Genomic DNA, 18324 nt, shown 5'->3' on the forward strand with positions numbered 1-18324 from the left:
CGCCTCCCGGGCGGCGGACCGACGATTTGGTCCGCCCGCCCGGGTGACGTAGAGTAGTGATCGCGACGCGGGGTGGAGCAGTTCGGTAGCTCGCCGGGCTCATAACCCGGAGGTCGCAGGTTCAAATCCTGCCCCCGCTACCACAGCACCAGGCCCGGAGACACAGCTCTCCGGGCCTGGTGCTTTTCCGGGCTCCGTCCCCGCCTACAGTGGTCGCACTATGCCCCTGGACTTCCCCGTCTCCCTGACGACGCTGGACAACGGTCTGCGGCTGGTCGTCAATGAGGACCACGCCGTGCCCAGCGTCTCGATCAACCTCTGGGTCGAGGTCGGCTCCGGCCACGAGCAGCCCGGCCGGACCGGGTTGGCGCACCTGTTCGAGCACCTGATGTTCCAGGGCTCCGAGCTCGTCGCCGAGGGGGAGCACATGGCCACGCTCATGGCGCAGGGTGGCCGGTCCAACGCCACCACCTCCTTCGACCGCACCACCTACGTGGAGTCGGTGCCCACCGGCGCGCTCGAGCTGGCCCTCTGGCTCGAGGCCGACCGCCACGGCCACCTGCTGCCCGCCCTCACCCAGACCAACCTGGACAACCAGCGGGACGTCGTCGTCGAGGAGAAGCGGCAGCGCTACGACACCGTGCCCTACGGGCAGGCGCTCGCGCACGCGTGCCGGCTGGTCTTCCCCGAGGGCCACCCCTACCACCACACCACGATCGGCGACATGGACGACCTGACGGCCGCCGACCTGGACGACGTGCACGCCTTCTTCACCGCCCACTACGGCCCCCGCACGAGCGTGCTGACGCTCGTCGGCGACGTGACGGCGGAGCGGGCCAGCGAGCTGGCCGAGCGCTACCTGGGACACCTGCAGGACGGGACGGTCCCCCGACCCGCGGCGGCCGAGCCCCTCGGGCCGCTGCCCGCCCCGGTCGCCCTCGACCTCGTCGAGGACGTCCCCAGCCAGCGGCTCTACCTCGCCTTCCGCCTGCCCGCGGTGACCGACCCCGACTTCGTGCCCGTCACGATGGCTCTGGACGCCCTCGCCTCGCTGGAGGTGTCCCGGCTCCAGCTGCGGCTGGTGCGCCGGGAGGAGAGCGTCAGCGGCTGCCACGCCTCGGCGCTCGGGCTGGCCTCCGGGACGTCGCTGGGTCTGGTGGTGCTGGACGTCAGCGAGGGCGTGGACCCGGCCGACGTCGAGCGCGCCGTCCACGAGGAGCTGGAGGCCCTCGCGGCCGAGGGTCCGGGGGAGCCCGAGCTCGAGGCGTCGCGCGCCGAGACCGAACGCTCCTGGCTGGAGGCGCTGGCCAGCTTCGACCAGCGCGCCGAGCTGCTCGGCCGGGCCGTCGTCCTGCACGGCGACCCGCAGCAGGTCAACACCTACCTGGACGAGGTGATGGCGGTGACGGCCGAGGAGGTCCGGGCCGCTGCCGAGCGGTGGTTGCGCCCCGGCTGCGCGGCGACCCTGCGCTACCTGCGGCCGCCCGTCGCGGACGCAGGTATGCCGTGAGCGCGCGCGTCGTGCAGCGGCCCCCGGTCCTCCCACCGGCGGCGTGGGAGTTCCCCGAACCGCGGCAGCACCGTCTGGGCAACGGCATGCGGCTGCTGGTCGTGGACCTGCCCGGCCAGCACGTGCTCTCCGTACGGGTGCACCTGCGGCTGCCGGTCTCCCACGAGGCACCCGGCACGGAGGGCGCCACGCTGCTCATGGCCAGAGCCCTGGACGAGGGGACCACGCGCCATACCAGCGAGCAGATCGCCGAGCTGTCCGAGCGCAACGGCATCGCGTGGGGAGCCGGGGCGGGGGAGCGCGGCGTCCACCTGGGGGTGGAGGCCACCGGACGTCACCTCGGGACGGCCATGGCGCTGATGACGGAGGTCCTGGGCGAGGCGACCTTCCCGCACCCGGAGGTGGCGCGGCTGGTGAGGCACCGGCTCGCTGACATCGCGCACGCGGAGGCGGACCCGGGCTCCCGGGCGTCGCTGCAGTTCGTGCGGACCTACTTCGACGACCGCGACCGGCCCCACCTGCCGGTGGGCGGCACCCGCGAGACCGTCGCCGCGCTGACCCCCGACCACCTGCGCGAACGCCACGCCCAGCTCAGCCCCCTCGGTGCCACCGTCGTGCTGGCCGGCGACCTGTCCTCGGCCCCCGGGGCCGTGTCGATCGTGTCGGCCACGCTGGGGACCTGGGCGGGCTACGGCGACCTCGCCGACCTGCCGGGTCCCGCGCGCCGCGCCGCCGACGCGGGCCGCGCGGTGCTCGTGCCGCGCCCGGGGCTGGCGCAGACCGAGCTCTACCTGGGTCGGCCCGGGCCGGACCGGCGCACCCATCACGGGTGGGGCACCTACCAGGCGCTGGGGATGCTGCTCGGCGGCTCCCCGCACGCCCGGATCGACCGGGTCCTGCGCGAGGAGAAGGGCTACACCTATGGCGTGCGGGCCGGCTTCCGGCCCCGTGCCGTGGGCGGCCTGACCGTGGTCGGAGGGTCGGTGCGGACCGACGCCACGGCGGAGGCGCTCTCCGAGCTGCTCCCCATCCTGGACACGCCAGGGGCCGAGCTCACCGACGACGAGGTCCGGGCGGCGGCCGACTTCGTCGCCATGACCGCACCGGGCCGCTACGGCACGGCCGACGCGGTGGCCGAGGAGATCGTCTCGCTGGCCGCCGACGGGCTCTCGCCGCAGACGGTCACCCACACGCTCGCCCAGCTGCGCGGACTGACGGCCGAGCAGGTGGCGGCCGCCTGGGACGAGGTGCGTCAGGGACCGCCCTGGACCGTCGTGCTCGTCGGGGACCCCGCCCTGGCCGACGACCTGGACGGGCTGGGCCTGGGGGAGCTGACCGTCCTGGAGGGTTAGGACCACCCGTCCGTCAGGGGGAGCGCGTCCCGACCGTGCGGGCCGCTGCCCTCACCCGTGAGCGCCGTCCTGCGGAGCCAGGGTGGCCAGGGCCAGCTCGTGCAGGTGCGCGTTCGTGACGAGGACGGGCGTCGGCGCAGACGCGTCCGGGCCGGTCACCCCGGCACCCCACGGGTCGGTGACCCGTCCGCCTGCCTCGTGCACGATCGCGCTGAGCGCGGACAGCTGATAGACGTCGGCCGTCGCCGCCAGCGCCACGTCCGCGGCGCCCTCGGCGACCAGCGCGTGGCTCCAGAAGTCGCCGAAGGCGCGCGTGCGCCATACCCGGTCGCACAGCTGGGCGAAGCCGTCCCCGTGCGGACCGAAGAGCCAGGAGGCCACCTCGTCGACCGAGACCGACGCGTGCTCGAGCACCGAGGTGTCGCTGACGCGGACCGGCCGCGCGCGGCTGAGCTGGCGCCCGGTCCAGGCGCCCGAGCCGCGCCCGGCCCACCACCGACGGGCCAGGGACGGCGCGGCGACGAGGCCGAGCACCGGCTCGTCCTCGACCACGAGCGAGATCAGGGTGGCCCACACCGGGACCCCGCGCACGTAGTTGGCGGTGCCGTCCAGCGCGTCCAGGACCCACCGGCGGTCGCCGTGCCCCGTCGTCTCCAGGACCCGGCCCTCGACGCGGTCGCGCGGACGGGTCCGCTGGAGCTGGTGGCGCAGCAGCTCCTCCAGCCGCGAGGTGGCCTGGGTGATCAGCGCGCCGTCGTCGGTCACCGACAGGTGCAGGTCCGGCGACCCGAAGAGGTCGAGAGCGGTGCGCTCGACGGCGTCCGCGAGGACGTGCGCGAGGCGGAGGTCGTCGTCGTACGTGGCCACCGGCTCACCGTATCCGCCGCGGGCGTCGCGGCCGACGAGCCCCGCCGTGCAGCCGCAGGTCAGGCGTGCTCGTCACCGGTACGGCTGCGCAGCAGCCGCCGCAGCGACTCCAGCCGGGCCGGTCCCGCGGGCCCTGCGTGGCCCTCCTCGACCCACGCGTCGAGCGCGCAGTCCGGCTCGTCGTGGCTGCACCCGCGGGGGCAGCCGGCGGTGCCGGGGACGAGGTCCTCGAAGTGCTGGACGAAGGTCGCCGGGTCCACGTGCCCCAGGCCGAAGGACCGCACGCCCGGGGTGTCGACGACCCAGCCGCCGCCGGGCAGCTCGAGCCCCACGGCGGAGGTCGAGGTATGCCGTCCGCGCCCGGTGACCGTGTTGACCGGGCCCGTCGCTCTGTCCGCCTCCGGGACCAGCGCGTTGACCAGGGTCGACTTGCCCACGCCGGAGTGTCCGACGAGCACGCTGACGCGGTCGGTGAGGTGGGACCGCACCGCCTCCACCGCCGGCGGGTCCAGGGCGGCGCCGCCCCCAGGGCCAGCCGCGCTGCGGCTGACCACGTGCGGCACGTCGAGCGCGTCGTAGTGGGCGAGGAAGTCCCTCGGGTCGGCCAGGTCGGCCTTGGTCAGCACCAGCAGCGGGTCCAGCCCGGCGTCGTAGGCGGCGACGAGGCACCGGTCGACCATCCGGGGGCGCGGCTCGGGGTCGGCGAGCGCGGTGACCACGACCAGCTGGTCGGCGTTGGCGACGATGACCCGCTCGACACGGTCGCTGTCGTCGGCGCTGCGCCGGAGCACGGTGTCGCGCTCCTCGACGCGGACGATGCGGGCCAGCGTGTCGGGCGTGCCGGTCGTGTCGCCGACCATGGCCACGCGGTCGCCGACGACGATCCTGGAGCGCCCCAGCTCCCTGGCGCGCATCGCGACCACCGCGCGGTCCCCGACCCGGGTGGTGTAGCGGCCCCGGTCGACGCCGGTGACCATCCCGACGACGGCGTCCTCGTGGGCGGGACGCTCCTTGGTCCTCGGCCGGCTGCCGCGGCGCGACGGGCGGTTGTGCACCGCCGACTCGTCGAGGTGGTCGTAGCGCCCGCTCACGGCACGGGGGCCGTGGCCCCGTCCTCCATGATGCGCTCCCACACGGTGTGGAAGCCGGGGAAGGTCTTGTCGGCGGTGCCCACGTCCTCGACCTCCACGCCGGGGACGGCCGCGCCGACCACCGCGGCGAACATCGCCATCCGGTGGTCGTGGTAGGTCCGCAGCCGCGCGCCGTGCAGCGGCGCGGGCTCGATGCGGAGCCCGTCGGCGGTCTCCTCCGCGCGGCCGCCGAGCCGGCCGATCTCGGTGGTCAGGGCGGCCAGCCGGTCGGTCTCGTGGCCGCGCAGGTGCGCGATGCCCCGCAGCCGGCTGGGGGTGGTCGCCAGCACCGCCAGCGCCGCGACGACCGGGGTCAGCTCGCCGGCGTCGGAGAGGTCGAGGTCGGCGCCCACGAGCCCGCCGTCCGGCACTCCTCTGCCGGTGACGACGAGGCCGCGCTCGGTCAGCGAGGTGGTCGCGCCCATCCGCGCCAGGACCTCGCGCAGGTGGTCGCCCGGCTGGGTGGTGGTCGCCGGCCAGCGCGGCACGACGACGGTCCCGCCGGTCACCGCGGCCAGCGCGAGGAGCGGGGCCGCGGAGGACAGGTCCGGCTCGACCTCCACCTCGAAGGCGCGCACCCGTCCGGGCTCCACGCGCCACGTCTGGGCGTCCGGGCAGGAGACCTCCACGCCGGCCGCGCGCAGCACCTGCACCGTCATCTCGATGTGGGTCCTCGACGGCAGCGTCGCACCCGTGTGCTCCAGGGTGAGCCCGTCGGCGAAGCGCGCCCCGGCGAGCAGCAGCGCGGAGACGAACTGCGAGCTGGCCGAGGCGTCGACGCGGACCTGACCGCCGCCGACGCCACCGGTGCCGTGCACCGTGTACGGCAGCGTGCCGCGGCCCTCGTCCTCGACCTCGACCCCGAGGCCGCGCAGGGCGCTGAGCACCGGCCCGACGGGACGGGTCCGGGCGCTGTCGTGCCCGTCGAAGCGGACCGGGCCGTCCGCCAGGGCCGCCATGGGCGGGACGAAGCGCATGACCGTCCCGGCCTGGCCGCAGTCGATCATGCCGCCGCCGCGCGGCCGGACCGGTGGGACGACACGCCAGGCGTCGTCGGAGGAGTCGTCGACGACGGCCCCGAGGACGCGCAATGCCCCGACCATCCGGTCGCTGTCGCGCGAGCGCAGCGGCTGGCGAAGCGTGCACGTGCCGTCGGCCAGGCCCGCGAGCACCAGCCAGCGGTTGGTGAGCGACTTGCTGCCGGGCACGGGGACCACGGCGTCGACGGGCCCGGACGCATGGGGTGCGGACCAGGTCGGCAGGTCGCTCATCGGTGCGGTTCCTCTCGGTGGGTGGGTCTCACGGTAGCGCGGCCAGGAAGTCGGCGACCTGACGACGGACCGTGGTGAGCTCGCGTGAGGGGGAGTGCGCGCCCGGGACCGGGACGAGCGTGAGCGCCGGGTCGGGGCCGACCGCGGCGGACACCTCCTCGGGGGTGCCGAACGGATCCCGGGTTCCCTGCACGACGAGCGTGGGCAGCGCCGCGGCGAGCGGCCGGGCCAGCTCCGCAGCGCGGCTGCGGTCCGGACGGCCGGGCGGGTGCAGCGGGAAGGCGAGGCAGACGACGCCGGCCACCGAGGCCGTCTCCGGGGCGGTCCGGCAGGCGACGCGCGCTCCGGCGCTGCGGCCGCCGACCACCCAGGGGACAGGCAGGGGTATGTCGTGCTCCTGCTGCCAGCCCGGCGTCATCAGGGTGGTGGTCACGTCGGTCCATGCCCGGTCCAGGCTCGGGGGTGCGGTGGCGACCCTGCGTCCGGCCACCCGCCAGGGCTGGTCGACCAGCACGACCGTCCAGCCGTCCTCGGCGAGGGCGGCGAGCGCGAGGAGGTCGGCCGCGTCCCGCCGGCCGCCCGCACCGTGCCCCAGCAGCAGCGTGCCGAGGTGACCGGGACCGGGACCGTTCACCGTGGCCGGTCGGACCACCCGGACGAGGGCGGGACCCTCGCGGGTGACGACCTCGGTCCCCGGCGCCCCGGTCGGCCCGCTCACCCGCCCAGGACCTCACCGGTCGCGGGGTCGACCGCGCCGACGAGCTGGTCGGCCGGCAGCGGCTCCAGCAGGTCGGGCCCGTTGCTGCGCGAGGAGTTGACGGCGGTGCTGACCGGCCAGGCCCGGAACCGGCCGGGCACGTGCGAGGCGTCGAGCAGCGCGCGCACCTCGTCCGGGGAGGTGAGGCCGGGGTCCAGCCAGTCGGACCACGCGTCGGGGTCCAGCGCGACCGGCTGGCGGTCGTGGATCCGGTCCAGACCGGGCTCGGCCGCCGTCGTGATGACCGTGTAGGACACGATCCAGGACAGCGGGTCCTCGGCCGGGTCCTCGGGTGCCTTCCAGAACTCGTAGAGACCGGCGAGCGCGAGCGGCGCCCCGTCGGCACGGGTGACGAGGAACGGCTGCTTGCGGGGCCGGCCGCGCGCGTCGGTGGCCACGGGGCTCTGCTGCCACTCGTACCACCCGGTGACCGGCACCAGGCATCGGCGCCGGGCGGCCGCCCGGGCGAAGGCCGGCTTGTCCAGCACGGTCTCCGAGCGGGCGTTGGTCATCCGGGCGCCGACGGAGGGATCCTTGGCCCACGAGGGAACCAGCCCCCACGTGAGCAGCCGCAGCTGGCGCACCGGTGCGCCGCCCTCGTCACCGTCCCTGGGCACGCGGGTGAGCACGACGGGCGCCTGCTTGCTGGGGGCGACGTTGGTGTCGGGCTGGCCGGGCGGTGGTTGCTGCGGGTTCTTCAGCACGCTGCGCGACCGCTCGGCGGTGGCGTCCAGCTCCACGTCGTAGGCCTCGACGAGCTCGTCGGGGTGCGCGGTGGCGGCGTAGCGCCCGCACATCAGCCGGCCCCGTCCGCCCGGACCGCCCGGACGCGGTTCACTGCCGGTAGCCCGCGAGGAAGTTGCCCATCCGCTCCAGCGCGGCGCGCAGGTCGGCTCCCCACGGCAGGGTCACGATCCGCAGGTGGTCCGGCTCGGGCCAGTTGAACCCGCGTCCGTGCACGACCAGGATCTTCTCCTGCTCCAGCAGGTCCAGGACGAACCGCTCGTCGTCCTGGATCTGGTAGACGTCGGGGTCCAGCCGGGGGAAGACGTAGAGCGCGCCCCGGGGCTCGACGACGGAGACGCCCGGCATCGCGGAGAGCATCGACACCGCGACGTCCCGCTGCTCGGCCAGCCGTCCCCCCGGGACCACGAGCTCCTCGATGCTCTGGTGGCCCGAGACCGCCACCTGGATGGCGTGCTGGGCGGGGACGTTGGGGCACAGCCGGGTCGAGGCGAGCAGCTCGATGCCCTGCAGGAAGCCGGTGGCGTGCGCGGTGGGACCGGTGATCGCGACCCACCCGGCGCGGTAGCCGGCCACCCGGTAGGTCTTGGACAGGCCGTTGTAGGTCAGGCAGAGCAGGTCGGGGGCCAGCGTGGCGATCGAGACGTGCTCGGCGCCGTCGTAGAGGATCCGGTCGTAGATCTCGTCGGCCAGGATCAGCAGCGAGTTCTCGCGGGCGACCTGGACGATCTCCTCGAGAGCCGCGCGGCTGTAGACCGCGCCGGTCGGGTTGTTCGGGTTGATGACCACGATGGCCTTGGTCCGTGGGGTCACCTTGGCGCGGATGTCCTCCACCGAGGGGTTCCACCCGTCGGCCTCGTCGCACAGGTAGTGCACGGGCGTGCCGCCGGCCAGACTGGTGGCCGCGGTCCACAGCGGGTAGTCGGGCGCCGGCACGAGGACCTCGTCACCGTTGTCGAGCAGCGCCTGCAGCGTCATCATGATCAGCTCGGACACGCCGTTGCCCAGGTAGACCCGGTCGACGTCCAGCGCCGGGAACCCGGGGACGTCCTGGTAGCGCGAGACGATCGCGCGCCGGGCCGGCAGGATGCCCTTCGACTCGGAGTAGCCCTGGGCGTCGGGCAGCGAGGCGATCATGTCCTGCAGGATCGTGTCGGGGGCCTCGAAGCCGAACGGGGCCGGGTTGCCGATGTTGAGCTTGAGGATCCGGTGGCCCTCGGCCTCCAGCTGCGCGGCCCGGGCGGCCACCGGCCCGCGGATCTCGTACAGGACGTTCTGGAGCTTGACGGACTGGTTCAACGGCTTCAGCGGACGGGTGCGGTGGCTCTGGCTCACCGCACCATCGTCCCACGGCGGGAATGCCGGGAGCCTCCCGCCACGTTCCCCTGCCGACCCCGAAGGACGCAGGAGGCAGTCCCTTGCTCATCACCGCAACGACCCCCGGAGAGCGGACCGGCGCCAGCGCGCTCGTCCAGGCTCACGGGTTAGGCTGGCAGGCGATGGATACTGACCAGCCGACGATCGAGGAGCTCGAGGCGCAGGCGATCGCGGAGGCCGACGCGAGCGTCGACGTCGCGACCGAGACGCCCGACGCGCGCGCCGCCAGGTTCGAGCGGGAGGCCATGCCCCTGCTGGACCAGATGTACAGCGCCGCGCTGCGCACCACCCGCAACCCGACGGACGCCGAAGACCTCGTCCAGGAGACGTACGCCAAGGCGTTCGCCGCCTTCCACCAGTACCGCCCGGGCACCAACCTCAAGGCCTGGATGTACCGGATCCTGACCAACAGCTTCATCAACTCCTACCGCAAGAAGCAGCGCCAGCCGCTGGAGTCGGACGCCGGAGAGGTCGAGGACTACCAGCTGGCCCGGGCCGCCTCGCACTCCTCCAAGGGTCTGCGCTCGGCGGAGGCCGAGGCGCTGGACCACCTGCCGGACAGCGACGTGACCCGCGCGCTGGCCACGATCGGCGAGGACTTCCGCATGGCCGTCTACCTCGCCGACGTCGAGGGGTTCTCCTACAAGGAGATCGCAGAGATCATGGACACGCCGATCGGTACCGTGATGTCCCGGCTGCACCGGGGCCGCAAGCAGCTGCGCGAGCTGCTCACCGACTACGCGCTCGAGCGTGGCGTCATCTCCTCGCCCGAGGAGGCCCGCCGATGAACCGCCCGACCGAGCAGGCCGGCGCCGCCGACTGCGCCGACGTGATCCTGCGGCTGTTCGAGTACGTGGACAACGAGAGCGCGCCGGTGGACCGGGAGCGGATCCACGCACACCTCGAGGAGTGCGGACGCTGCCTGGCCGAGTACGAGCGCGACCTGCTCATCAAAGCGCTGGTCCGGCGGGCGTGCGCGTGCCAGCCGGCCCCCGAGACGCTGCGGGCCCAGATCCTCACGCGCATCGTCACCACCCGGGTCACCGTCGTCGAGGGCGGCCCGGACCGCTCCTGACCCGTTGAGGCACACACAAGAAGGGCCGGTACGCACCCGCAGGTGCGCGCCGGCCCTCTCTGTGCGTCTGTCGTTCGGCGCCGCTGAGGCGTGAGGGCTCAGGCGTTAGGCCGGCGGCCGTGGTTGGCCGCCTTCTTCTTGCGGTCGCGGCGCTTGCGTGCACGCTTGCTCATGTCTGCCTCCCGGTCGGTGGTGGTCAGGGGTGCGTCCTGGCGAGGTCGTCGGCCGGACGCTGTCCCCCATGATCTCACACCGGGGTACGGCGGCCCGCATCAACCGTGACGCACATCACGGTGAAGGTAAAGACTTGTTCAAGAATCCTCCGTAGGAGGCTTCTTCTCTCGACCTGCGGCGGGGTGTATGGGACAGTGTGTTCTACGGCCGACCCTGCGCCGGACGACCTGATCCCTGTGCCGCCCGGCACCCGTGAAAGGACACGATCGTGCTCCAGATTCTCTCGATGCTCGCCTCGTTCACCCTCGGTGGCTATACCCCGGACCTTCTTTCCTGGGAGGACTGACGGTCCCGGAGCACGCGACGAGGGGCGAGGGGCGACGAGCCCCTCGCCCCTCTTCCGTGCGGGTCGGCATCGTCGTCTTCCTGCTGGCGGCGGTCGCGGTCGCGGGCTCGTGGTGGGGTTGGAGGGAGCTCGGGCCGGACGCCCGCCTCGAGCCGGACATCGTCGTGCCGCTCGTCGGGCTGGGCGTCGGGGGCGTGCTGCTCCGGGAGCGCAACCTCGGCCCGCACCTGGGCGTCTCCGTCATCTCGGTGGTGCTGGCGGCCGCCGTAGCGCTGACCGGTCCGGCGGGGGCGGCGTTGGTCGGCTTCGTGGCGTACGCGGTGGACGTGCATCAGAAGCGTCCCCGCACCCGCGTGTTCAACGCCTCGATGGCAGGGGCCATCGGTGCCGTGGGCGGCGTCGTCTACCTGCTGGTCGCCGGGGGGCTCGCGGTCGACTCGCCGCAGACCGTGCCGCTGCTCGACATCGGCCTGCCACTGCTGCTCGCGCACGCGGCGATGACCCTGCTCAACGCGCTGTCGATCGGTCTGATGGCCTCGGCCGTCCGTGGCAGCCGGGTGCTGCCCTCGGCCGCCGGCGCGCTCCGGAGCCTGGGCTGGGGGACGCTGACCCATCTGATCGTCGGGTTCCTCTTCGTCGTCCTGTGGACCGCCGCCGACCTCGGCGTGCTGAGCGCCATCTTCGTGCTGGGTCCCCTCGTGGTCGCGCACTGGTCGATCGGCCGGGAGGCGCTGGCCCGGCGGGAGCACCAAGAGACCGTGACGACCTTCGTGGCGGCGCTGGAGGAGGCAGACCCGGTCTCGGCCGGGCACGCCGCCCGCGTCGCGCACCTGGCGGAGCTCGTCGGCAGCGCCCTGGGCCTGGGGGGGCAGCAGACCGAGGACCTGCGCTACGCCGCCCTCCTCCACGACATCGGACTGGTGACCGTACGCACCCAGCTTCCCCCCGACCCGGAGGTCGAGCAGACGGCCTACCTCAGCGCGATCAGCGCGCACCCCGAGGCGGGCGTGGCCGTGCTGCGGGGGCTCGACTTCCTGACCGGGGCGCTGCCGGCGATCGCGCACCACCACGAACGCTACGACGGCCGGGGCTACCCGGCCGGGCTGGAGGGCGAGACGATCCCGCTGGCCGCCCGCATCATCGCGGTCGCCGACGCCTACGACGCGCTCGCCGGGAGGCGCGCCGGCACGCCGGCCACGGATGCCGAGGTGCTGGAGGAGCTCCGGTCCCGCGCCGGGACCCAGCTCGACCCCGCCGTGGTCCAGGCGCTGGGCGGGGCGCTCGCCCGCCGGCCCGGAGCGACCCCGGCACGCGCGACAGAGGTTGCGGGGCGTCCCGAGGATCCCGCGGGCGGCGCGCCACGCGGGACCGGGGTCGACCACGACCATCCGTCGGTGAGCGACACCTTCGCCGAGTGGCAGCCCGAGCAGGCGCTGGGGGCGCGGTGGCGCTGACGCCCGAGCTGGCGCTGGTCGCGCTCCTCGCCATGATCGTCGGGGAGGCGTGGCGGGTGTCCGTGCCCGGGGTCGGCCAGGACGCGCCCCTGTCGCAGGCGACCGCAGCGGCCCTGGCCGTCTCCACCGCGTGGCCGGCCCACGACGACCCGGACCACCTGCTCGGTCTGCTCGGTCCGCTGGTCCTGGCCTGCCTGGCCGTCCTCGTCGTCGCCGCGGCGAGGCGCTCGTGGTGGGCCGTGCCGCCTGACCTCGCCCGCACCGTGAGCACCGTGCTGGTGGCTGGTCTGCTGGCCAGGGTGCCGCTGCTCGGCTCCGCCAGCCTCCTCGAGCGCGCGGAGGCACCCGGCGCGCAGGCTCCCACCGTGGCGCTCCTGCTGCTGGTGGTCTCGGTGATCGCGGTGGTCGCTCCGGTCCTGGGTCGCGCGGCGGTGCAGGCGGCGCGGGAGGGCAGCCCGCTGCGGGTGCAGATCACCGACCACCTGGCGAGGCACGGGGCGCTCATGCTGGCGACGGCCACCACCGCCGCCGTCATGGCGCTGTCGGTGCGGCTGCTCGGAGCCGCCTCGTTCGTGCTCTTCCTGGTGCCGATGGCGCTGCTCCAGCCGGCCGTGACCCGGCAGCGTCGCATCCGCGAAGCGCAGCGGCAGACGATCTTCGCGCTGTCCAGACTCACCGACCAGGCCGGCCTGACCACGCCGGGCCACGGGGTACGGGTGGCCAGGACCGCGGTGCCGGTCGCCCGGGAGGCAGGCGTGGAGGACGCCGACCTCGCCGACGTCGAGGCGGCCGCGCTGCTGCACGACATCGGCCAGGTGGGGCTCACCAGACCCATCCCCGGGGGCGCGACCGTGGAGGTGTCCGCGCGCGACCAGCGGAGGGTCGCCGCCACCGGTGCGGCCATCCTCGCCCGCACCGCGGACCTGTCGCGGCTGGCCTCCACCGTCGGTGACGTCGGGATACCCCAGCACTGGGCCGAGCAGCGCGGCGACGTGCCCATGTCCGCACGCGTGGTGCGGGTGGTCTCCGCCTTCGACGACCTGACCGGGGCCGGCACCCGACTCGGCGGCGGGCACGGCCCCGTCGAGGCTCTCGAGCGCATCCTGCGCTCGACTCCGCACGAGTACGACCCCCAGGTCGTGGACGCCCTCGTCCGGCACCTGGAGCGGCGCGGCCTGCTGGCCGCCAGTGATGCCGTGCGCCTGCGCACGGCAGCAACCGCTCCGGACGGTGCCGGCACCGGCACGTAGCCTTGGTCCGTGCTCCTCGCGATCGACACCTCGACGACGGCCATCGGCGCAGCCCTCCACGACGGCACCCGCGTCCTGGCGTCGGTGACCCACGAGGACGCGCGCCGGCACGGCGAGCTGCTGGCGCCCGCGATCGCCGAGGCGTTGGAGCGGGCCGGGGCGGACCGCCGCGCACTGTCCGCGGTCGTCTGCGGCGTCGGACCCGGCCCCTTCACCGGGCTGCGGGTGGGGGTGGTCACCGGGCTGGTGCTCGCCCACGCGCTCGGCCTGCCCGCCCCCGACGGGGTGTGCTCCCTCGACGCGCTCGCCCACGAGCTGGTCGGCCGACACCAGGGGCGGGCCCTGGTCGCCACCGACGCCCGCCGCAAGGAGGTCTACTGGGCGGTCTACGACGTGCAGCCGGGGGGCGCGCGCCGCCTCGACGGGCCGGCTGTCTCACGGGCCGCGGACCTGCCCGATGAGCTGCGCCGGCTGCCGGCCGTGGGCCGGGGCCCCGAGCTCTACCCCGACGCGCTGCCGCACCGGCTGGCGGGCGGGCGCCGCGACGTGGACCCGGCCGCCCTCGCCGACCTGGCCGTGGCCCTGCGGGCGGGCCGGCACCCGGACTCGGCCACCGGCCTGCTCGACCCAGAACCGCTCTACCTGCGGCGTCCGGACGCGGTGGCCGCTCCCGGCACCGCGATGACGGCCTCCTCGGAGGGGAGGGGGGCGTCGTGAGGCTGCGCGAGGCGACCTGGCGCGACCTGGCCGGGATGGCCGAGCTGGAGGCTCGCTGCTTCCCGCACGACGGCTGGTCGGCGCAGACCTTCTGGGCCGAGCTGGCCCAGCGCCCTCGCCGCTCCTACTGGGTCGCCGTCGACGGGACGGCGGGCGAGGAGGAGCTTGCCGGCTACGCCGGGCTCGACGTGGCCGGCGACCTCGCCGACGTGATGACGGTCGCGGTGGACCCGGGACGCCGGGGTACCGGCCTCGGCGCGCGGCTGCTCGAGACCCTGCACGCACGGGCTGTGGACGCCGGCGCCGTGGCGGTCCTGCTCGAGGTCCGCGCCGACAACGAGCCCGCCCGTGCGCTCTACTCCACCCGCGGCTACCGGGTGGTCCGCACCCGACGCGGCTACTACCGCTCCGCGGGCGCAGCCTCGCCCGTGGACGCCCTCGTCATGCGCAAGGAGCTGGTCGGACCGTGAACGAACCCCTGGTGCTGGGCATCGAGACCAGCTGCGACGAGACCGGGGTCGGCCTGGTCCGCGGCCAGACGCTGCTCGTGGACGCGGTCGCCAGCAGCGTCGACGAGCACGCGCGGTTCGGCGGGGTCGTGCCCGAGGTGGCCAGCAGGGCACACCTGGAAGCCATGGTCCCCACGATCGAGCGTGCCTGCGCCGAGGCCGGGGTCCGGCTGGCCGACGTGGACGCGGTCGCCGTGACGTCCGGGCCCGGCCTGGCCGGGGCGCTCCTCGTCGGCGTCGCCAGCGCCAAGGCCCTCGCACTGGCCCTGGACAGGCCGATCTACGGCGTCAACCACCTGGCGGCCCACGTCGCGGTGGACGTGGTCGAGCACGGTCCGCTGCCGGAGCCGACGATGGGCCTGCTCGTCAGCGGCGGGCACTCCAACCTGCTCCTCGTCCCCGACGTCACCCACGACATCCGCTCGCTCGGCGCGACCATCGACGACGCCGCCGGCGAGGCCTTCGACAAGGTCGCCCGGCTGCTGGGGCTGCCCTTCCCCGGCGGACCGCACATCGACCGGGTGGCCAGGGAGGGCGGTCAGGTCGTCATCGACTTCCCGCGGGGGCTCACCTCGGGGCGCGACCTGCAGCGCCACCGCTTCGACTACTCCTTCTCCGGGCTGAAGACCGCGGTGGCCCGCTGGGTGCAGGCCCGGCGGGACAGCGGCGAGCCGGTGCCGGTGGCCGACGTCGCCGCCAGCTTCCAGGAGGCCGTGGTCGACGTGCTGACCCGCAAGGCGGTCCTGGCCTGCCGGGAGCACGGCGTGGACGACCTGCTCATCGGCGGCGGGGTCGCGGCGAACACCAGGCTGCGAGCGCTGGCCCGGGAGCGGTGCGACGACGCGGGCATCCGGCTGCGGGTCCCGCGCCCGGGGCTCTGCACCGACAACGGCGCGATGGTCGCCGCGCTGGGGGCCGAGATGGTGCTCAAGGGCCGCGACGCCTCGCGCCTGGACCTGCCGGCCGACTCCTCCCAGCCGGTGTCCCAGGTCAGTGCCTGAGCCGGCTCGAGCCACCGGAGGAGAGGGACCGCAGGAGGAGTGCAGGTGCCCCTGTCGTGCCGGGGCCGGTGAGCGTCCTCAGCGCGGCGGCAGCGGTCGGACCACGATCGTCGACGGTGTCGCGCCGACCCGGGTGAGCACGAGCGTGGCCTCCGGCAGGTCGCGGGCTCCCTTCAGGCGCAGCTCGCCCCGGAAGCGGTCCGGGTCGGTGGGCACGCCGCGCTTCTTGATCGTGACCCGGCCGTACCCGCGCTCCCGCAGCCAGGCGCGCACGGCCCGGGCGTGCAGGGGCAGGACCTCCTCCACGGCGAACCACCGCGCCCACGCAAGGTCGACGACCGCGGGCGCCACGACATACCCCGTCCCGGGGCCGGACTCCCGGCCCTGCACCGCCGCGGCCAGGCTCGCGGTGAGCCCGGCCGCCAGCACCGTGCGGTCCGGCTCGGCCAGGAACGGCCCGGGCGCCTCGCCCGGCCCCAGCGGCGGGGGCGGGTCCTGCACCGGTGTGACGGTGAGCCAGGAGGTGCCGACCGCGGTCGAGGTCCCCACGACCGCGCTCACGCCGACCCGGCGGACCGCGGACCCCCACCACAGCGCGCACTCGACCACGGCGCCGTCGACACCCGCCCACTCGGCCTCGGCCCCCGGGGGTCGGTCCGCGGCCGAGAACCCCGGCGAGAGCTTGACGCCGGCCGCCCGGGCGCGGCCGGCGACCTCCTGGACGTGCTCCCACGAGGGCGACAGGTCCGAGAGGCGGAACAACCGGCGGGTGCGGCCGCACGCGTCCGCGACGCCGGGGGTGCGGCGGGCCGGGTCGAGCCAGGCGCCGTCCTCGGGGGAGGGGGACAGCTCCCGGGCGTTCGCCCACCACCACGCGGGCACGGGGGTACGGAGCAAGGTTGTGGGCCGCTGCGGCCGCCACCTCCTCGTCGCGCTCGACGGCGGTCACCGCCAGGCCCGCGTCGGCGAACGCCACCGCGTCCAGGCCGAGCCCGGCGCCCAGGTCCCACACGTGAGCGACGCCGGCGTCGAGGAAGCGCTGCGCGTGCCGCCGGGCGACCGCGGGCCGGGTCGCCTGCTCCAGCCCAGGCGCGGTGAGCAGCAGCCGGTCGGCGAGCCGGCCCAGCCGCTCCCGCCCGCGGGAACGCAGGCGTGACTGGGTCAGCGCCGCCGCCACCAGGGCGGCGTCGGCGCCCTCCCCGCGCAGCCGGCGGGTGAGGGCGATCACGTCCTGCTCCTCGTAGTCGGGCAGCGCCGCCAGCAGGTCCGTGCCCTCGGTCCCGTGCAGGCGGCGCATCAGGTCGGCGGCCGAAGGGGCGTCCACCGGGTCGTCGCGGGTCACCCGCCCATTGTGCGGCAGCTAGATTGGGTTCCGTGCCCAGACCCGTCCTCGCCCCCCACGCCCGAGACTGGCTCAAAGACGCCCGACGCATCGCGGTCCGGACCCTCGCCTGGGGCGTCGCGGGCCAGGTCTCGCTCGCCGCCGCCGTGGTCGCGGCCGACTCGCTGCGCAAGCGCCGCGACGGCACCGCGCCCGCCGACGAACCCGTCGAGGTGCCGGTCCGCGAGGACCGCATCACCACCTACACCTACGGGCGCGCGCTCTACGACGACATGCTCGCGGCCATCGAGCGCGCGGAGGACTTCGTCTACCTGGCGTCCTACATCTGGAAGGGCGACGACGTCGGCCAGGAGTTCAAGGACGCCGTCGTGCGGGCCGCCGACCGCGGCGTCCTGGTGTGCGTCGTCTTCGACGGGTTCGCCAACCTGGTGGTGCCCCGCGCGTTCACCGAGTTCCCCGAGCAGGTGCACGTGCTGCGCTTCCCGACGATCCGGCCCGGCCTGCCGCTCATGGACCTGCGCCGGACCGGTCGCGACCACCGCAAGATCCTCGTGGTCGACGGGCGCGTCGGCTTCGTCGGCGGCTACAACATCGGCTCCCTCTACGCCACCTCCTGGCGCGACACGCACGTGCGGATCGAGGGTCCGGGGGTCTGGGAGCTGCAGAACGCCTTCTCCGACTTCTGGAACCGGCACCGCAACAAGGGCCACCCGGCGCTGGAGGACAGCGGCAACCCGAGGTGGAACACCGTGGTGCTGGCGGCGCGCAACGAGCCGAGCCGGCTGGTCTACCCGGTGCGCTCGCTCTACCTCGAGGCGATCGACCGCTCGATGAAGAACGTGTGGATCACGCAGGGCTACTTCATCCCCGACCAGGAGATCCTCGAGGGGCTGCTCGCGGTGGCCGCCCGCGGGGTCGACGTGCGCGTCATCATGCCCGAGAGGTCCAACCACGTGCTGGCCGACGTGGTCGCGCGCTACTACTGGAGCGCGCTGCTCGAGGGCGGGGTGCGGATCTTCCTCTACAAGGACGTCATGGTGCACGCCAAGACAGCGACCGTCGACGGCGCCTGGTCGACCATCGGGACGGCCAACATCGACCGGCTCTCGCTGCGCGGCAACTACGAGATCAACCTCGAGGTGGTGGACGCCGACCAGGCCGCCACGATGGAGGAGATCTTCCGCCGCGACCTGCAGAACTGCGAGGAGATCACGCTCGAGAGGTGGCGGGCGCGACCCTGGTACTACCGGGTGCTGGAGCGCTCGCTCCGCCCCCTCGAGGCCATGCTCTGAGCGAACATCGTCATTTTTCTTAGCACTCGGCTTGACCGAGTGCTAACGAATGCCTAGATTCAGACTTAGCACTCGGGGCACGCAAGTGCCAGCCGCGGACGCGGCCGACCCCCGCGACGGCGGTCGAGCCCGTGGCGAGTGACCGCACCACACGAC

Annotated in this window: 19 protein-coding genes and 1 tRNA gene; 12 read left to right on the forward strand and 8 right to left on the reverse strand. The window is 74.6% G+C overall.

Going from position 1 to position 18324, the window contains the following annotated elements:
* The first annotated feature begins 66 nt into the window (after positions 1 to 66).
* From DV701_RS17505 to DV701_RS17515, 3 genes are all read left to right on the forward strand, one after another.
* A tRNA-Met gene (locus DV701_RS17505) sits at positions 67 to 143 on the forward strand.
* Positions 144 to 220: 77 nt separating this feature from the next.
* Positions 221 to 1510 carry a M16 family metallopeptidase gene (locus DV701_RS17510; protein ID WP_114930249.1) on the forward strand — a complete coding sequence of 430 codons (1290 nt, stop codon included), beginning with the start codon at positions 221 to 223 and terminating at the stop codon, positions 1508 to 1510.
* Positions 1507 to 2862 (forward strand): M16 family metallopeptidase, encoded by a 1356-nt coding sequence (locus DV701_RS17515; RefSeq protein ID WP_114930251.1) that lies wholly within the window; start codon positions 1507 to 1509, stop codon positions 2860 to 2862. The genes DV701_RS17510 and DV701_RS17515 overlap by 4 nt, the downstream gene beginning before the upstream one ends.
* Positions 2863 to 2913: 51 nt before the next feature.
* Here DV701_RS17515 and DV701_RS17520 read toward each other — a convergent pair whose 3' ends face one another.
* Genes DV701_RS17520 through DV701_RS17545 form a run of 6 tightly spaced genes read right to left on the reverse strand, consistent with a single transcriptional unit; the run spans position 2914 to position 8966 of the window.
* Positions 2914 to 3729 carry an inositol monophosphatase family protein gene (locus DV701_RS17520; protein ID WP_114930253.1) on the reverse strand — a complete coding sequence of 272 codons (816 nt, stop codon included), beginning with the start codon at positions 3727 to 3729 and terminating at the stop codon, positions 2914 to 2916.
* Between the two features lie 59 nt (positions 3730 to 3788).
* Positions 3789 to 4820, reverse strand: a complete 1032-nt coding sequence (rsgA, locus tag DV701_RS17525; RefSeq protein ID WP_114930255.1) for a ribosome small subunit-dependent GTPase A — start codon at positions 4818 to 4820, stop codon at positions 3789 to 3791.
* Positions 4817 to 6130, reverse strand: a complete 1314-nt coding sequence (gene aroA, locus DV701_RS17530; RefSeq protein WP_114930257.1) for a 3-phosphoshikimate 1-carboxyvinyltransferase — start codon at positions 6128 to 6130, stop codon at positions 4817 to 4819. The genes rsgA and aroA overlap by 4 nt, the downstream gene beginning before the upstream one ends.
* A gap of 28 nt (positions 6131 to 6158) precedes the next feature.
* On the reverse strand, positions 6159 to 6848 hold the full coding sequence (locus tag DV701_RS17535; RefSeq protein WP_114930259.1) for an alpha/beta hydrolase family protein: 690 nt from the start codon (positions 6846 to 6848) through the stop codon (positions 6159 to 6161).
* Positions 6845 to 7684, reverse strand: coding sequence for an SOS response-associated peptidase (locus tag DV701_RS17540; RefSeq protein WP_114930261.1), 840 nt, complete (start codon positions 7682 to 7684; stop codon positions 6845 to 6847). The genes DV701_RS17535 and DV701_RS17540 overlap by 4 nt, the downstream gene beginning before the upstream one ends.
* A gap of 37 nt (positions 7685 to 7721) precedes the next feature.
* The gene (locus DV701_RS17545; protein ID WP_114930263.1) at positions 7722 to 8966 is read right to left on the reverse strand and encodes a pyridoxal phosphate-dependent aminotransferase; all 1245 of its coding nucleotides are present in this window, start codon (positions 8964 to 8966) and stop codon (positions 7722 to 7724) included.
* 164 nt (positions 8967 to 9130) lie between these two features.
* Between DV701_RS17545 and DV701_RS17550 the strand changes: the two genes are divergently transcribed.
* Positions 9131 to 9796: a sigma-70 family RNA polymerase sigma factor gene (locus DV701_RS17550; RefSeq protein ID WP_114930265.1), complete on the forward strand. Its 666-nt coding sequence runs from the start codon at positions 9131 to 9133 to the stop codon at positions 9794 to 9796.
* Positions 9793 to 10083 carry a mycothiol system anti-sigma-R factor gene (gene rsrA, locus DV701_RS17555; protein ID WP_114930267.1) on the forward strand — a complete coding sequence of 97 codons (291 nt, stop codon included), beginning with the start codon at positions 9793 to 9795 and terminating at the stop codon, positions 10081 to 10083. The genes DV701_RS17550 and rsrA overlap by 4 nt, the downstream gene beginning before the upstream one ends.
* A 98-nt stretch (positions 10084 to 10181) precedes the next feature.
* On the opposite strand, the gene DV701_RS19405 is transcribed toward rsrA, so the two are convergent.
* Positions 10182 to 10256 (reverse strand): 50S ribosomal protein bL37, encoded by a 75-nt coding sequence (locus tag DV701_RS19405; protein ID WP_407669376.1) that lies wholly within the window; start codon positions 10254 to 10256, stop codon positions 10182 to 10184.
* A 403-nt stretch (positions 10257 to 10659) separates the two neighbouring features.
* Here DV701_RS19405 and DV701_RS17560 point away from each other — a divergent pair, with 403 nt between their 5' ends.
* Genes DV701_RS17560 through tsaD form a run of 5 tightly spaced genes read left to right on the forward strand, consistent with a single transcriptional unit; the run spans position 10660 to position 15534 of the window.
* Entirely contained in the window at positions 10660 to 12057 is a 1398-nt protein-coding gene (locus tag DV701_RS17560; protein ID WP_114930269.1) for an HD-GYP domain-containing protein, read from the forward strand.
* Positions 12048 to 13307 (forward strand): HD-GYP domain-containing protein, encoded by a 1260-nt coding sequence (locus tag DV701_RS17565; protein WP_114930271.1) that lies wholly within the window; start codon positions 12048 to 12050, stop codon positions 13305 to 13307. Before DV701_RS17560 ends, DV701_RS17565 begins: the two co-directional genes overlap by 10 nt.
* Positions 13308 to 13316: 9 nt before the next feature.
* Positions 13317 to 14024: a tRNA (adenosine(37)-N6)-threonylcarbamoyltransferase complex dimerization subunit type 1 TsaB gene (gene tsaB / locus DV701_RS17570; RefSeq protein WP_114930273.1), complete on the forward strand. Its 708-nt coding sequence runs from the start codon at positions 13317 to 13319 to the stop codon at positions 14022 to 14024.
* Positions 14021 to 14494 (forward strand): ribosomal protein S18-alanine N-acetyltransferase, encoded by a 474-nt coding sequence (rimI, locus tag DV701_RS17575; RefSeq protein WP_228255105.1) that lies wholly within the window; start codon positions 14021 to 14023, stop codon positions 14492 to 14494. Before tsaB ends, rimI begins: the two co-directional genes overlap by 4 nt.
* Positions 14491 to 15534, forward strand: a complete 1044-nt coding sequence (gene tsaD / locus DV701_RS17580) for a tRNA (adenosine(37)-N6)-threonylcarbamoyltransferase complex transferase subunit TsaD (protein WP_114930275.1) — start codon at positions 14491 to 14493, stop codon at positions 15532 to 15534. The genes rimI and tsaD overlap by 4 nt, the downstream gene beginning before the upstream one ends.
* Before the next feature lie 78 nt (positions 15535 to 15612).
* Here tsaD and DV701_RS17585 read toward each other — a convergent pair whose 3' ends face one another.
* The gene (locus DV701_RS17585; RefSeq protein WP_228255106.1) at positions 15613 to 16416 is read right to left on the reverse strand and encodes a THUMP-like domain-containing protein; all 804 of its coding nucleotides are present in this window, start codon (positions 16414 to 16416) and stop codon (positions 15613 to 15615) included.
* 130 nt (positions 16417 to 16546) lie between these two features.
* On the opposite strand from DV701_RS17585, the gene DV701_RS18960 reads away from it, so the two are divergent.
* Both DV701_RS18960 and DV701_RS17590 read left to right on the forward strand, forming a co-directional pair.
* Positions 16547 to 16690 carry a hypothetical protein gene (locus DV701_RS18960; protein WP_228255107.1) on the forward strand — a complete coding sequence of 48 codons (144 nt, stop codon included), beginning with the start codon at positions 16547 to 16549 and terminating at the stop codon, positions 16688 to 16690.
* A gap of 218 nt (positions 16691 to 16908) precedes the next feature.
* Positions 16909 to 18168 (forward strand): phospholipase D-like domain-containing protein, encoded by a 1260-nt coding sequence (locus DV701_RS17590; protein ID WP_114930277.1) that lies wholly within the window; start codon positions 16909 to 16911, stop codon positions 18166 to 18168.
* The last annotated feature ends 156 nt before the right edge of the window (positions 18169 to 18324 follow it).

The organism is Ornithinimicrobium avium, assembly GCF_003351765.1.
Taxonomy (GTDB): Bacteria; Actinomycetota; Actinomycetes; order Actinomycetales; family Dermatophilaceae; genus Ornithinicoccus; species Ornithinicoccus avius.

Bases quoted from the DNA above. Each gene is read 5' to 3' on its own strand.
- DV701_RS17510 (WP_114930249.1), top strand. From the start codon at position 221: ATGCCCCTGGACTTCCCCGTCTCCCTGACGACGCTGGACAACGGTCTG.
- aroA (WP_114930257.1), bottom strand. From the start codon at position 6,130: ATGAGCGACCTGCCGACCTGGTCCGCACCCCATGCGTCCGGGCCCGTC.
- DV701_RS17540 (WP_114930261.1), bottom strand. From the start codon at position 7,684: ATGTGCGGGCGCTACGCCGCCACCGCGCACCCCGACGAGCTCGTCGAG.
- DV701_RS17550 (WP_114930265.1), top strand. From the start codon at position 9,131: ATGGATACTGACCAGCCGACGATCGAGGAGCTCGAGGCGCAGGCGATC.
- rsrA (WP_114930267.1), top strand. From the start codon at position 9,793: ATGAACCGCCCGACCGAGCAGGCCGGCGCCGCCGACTGCGCCGACGTG.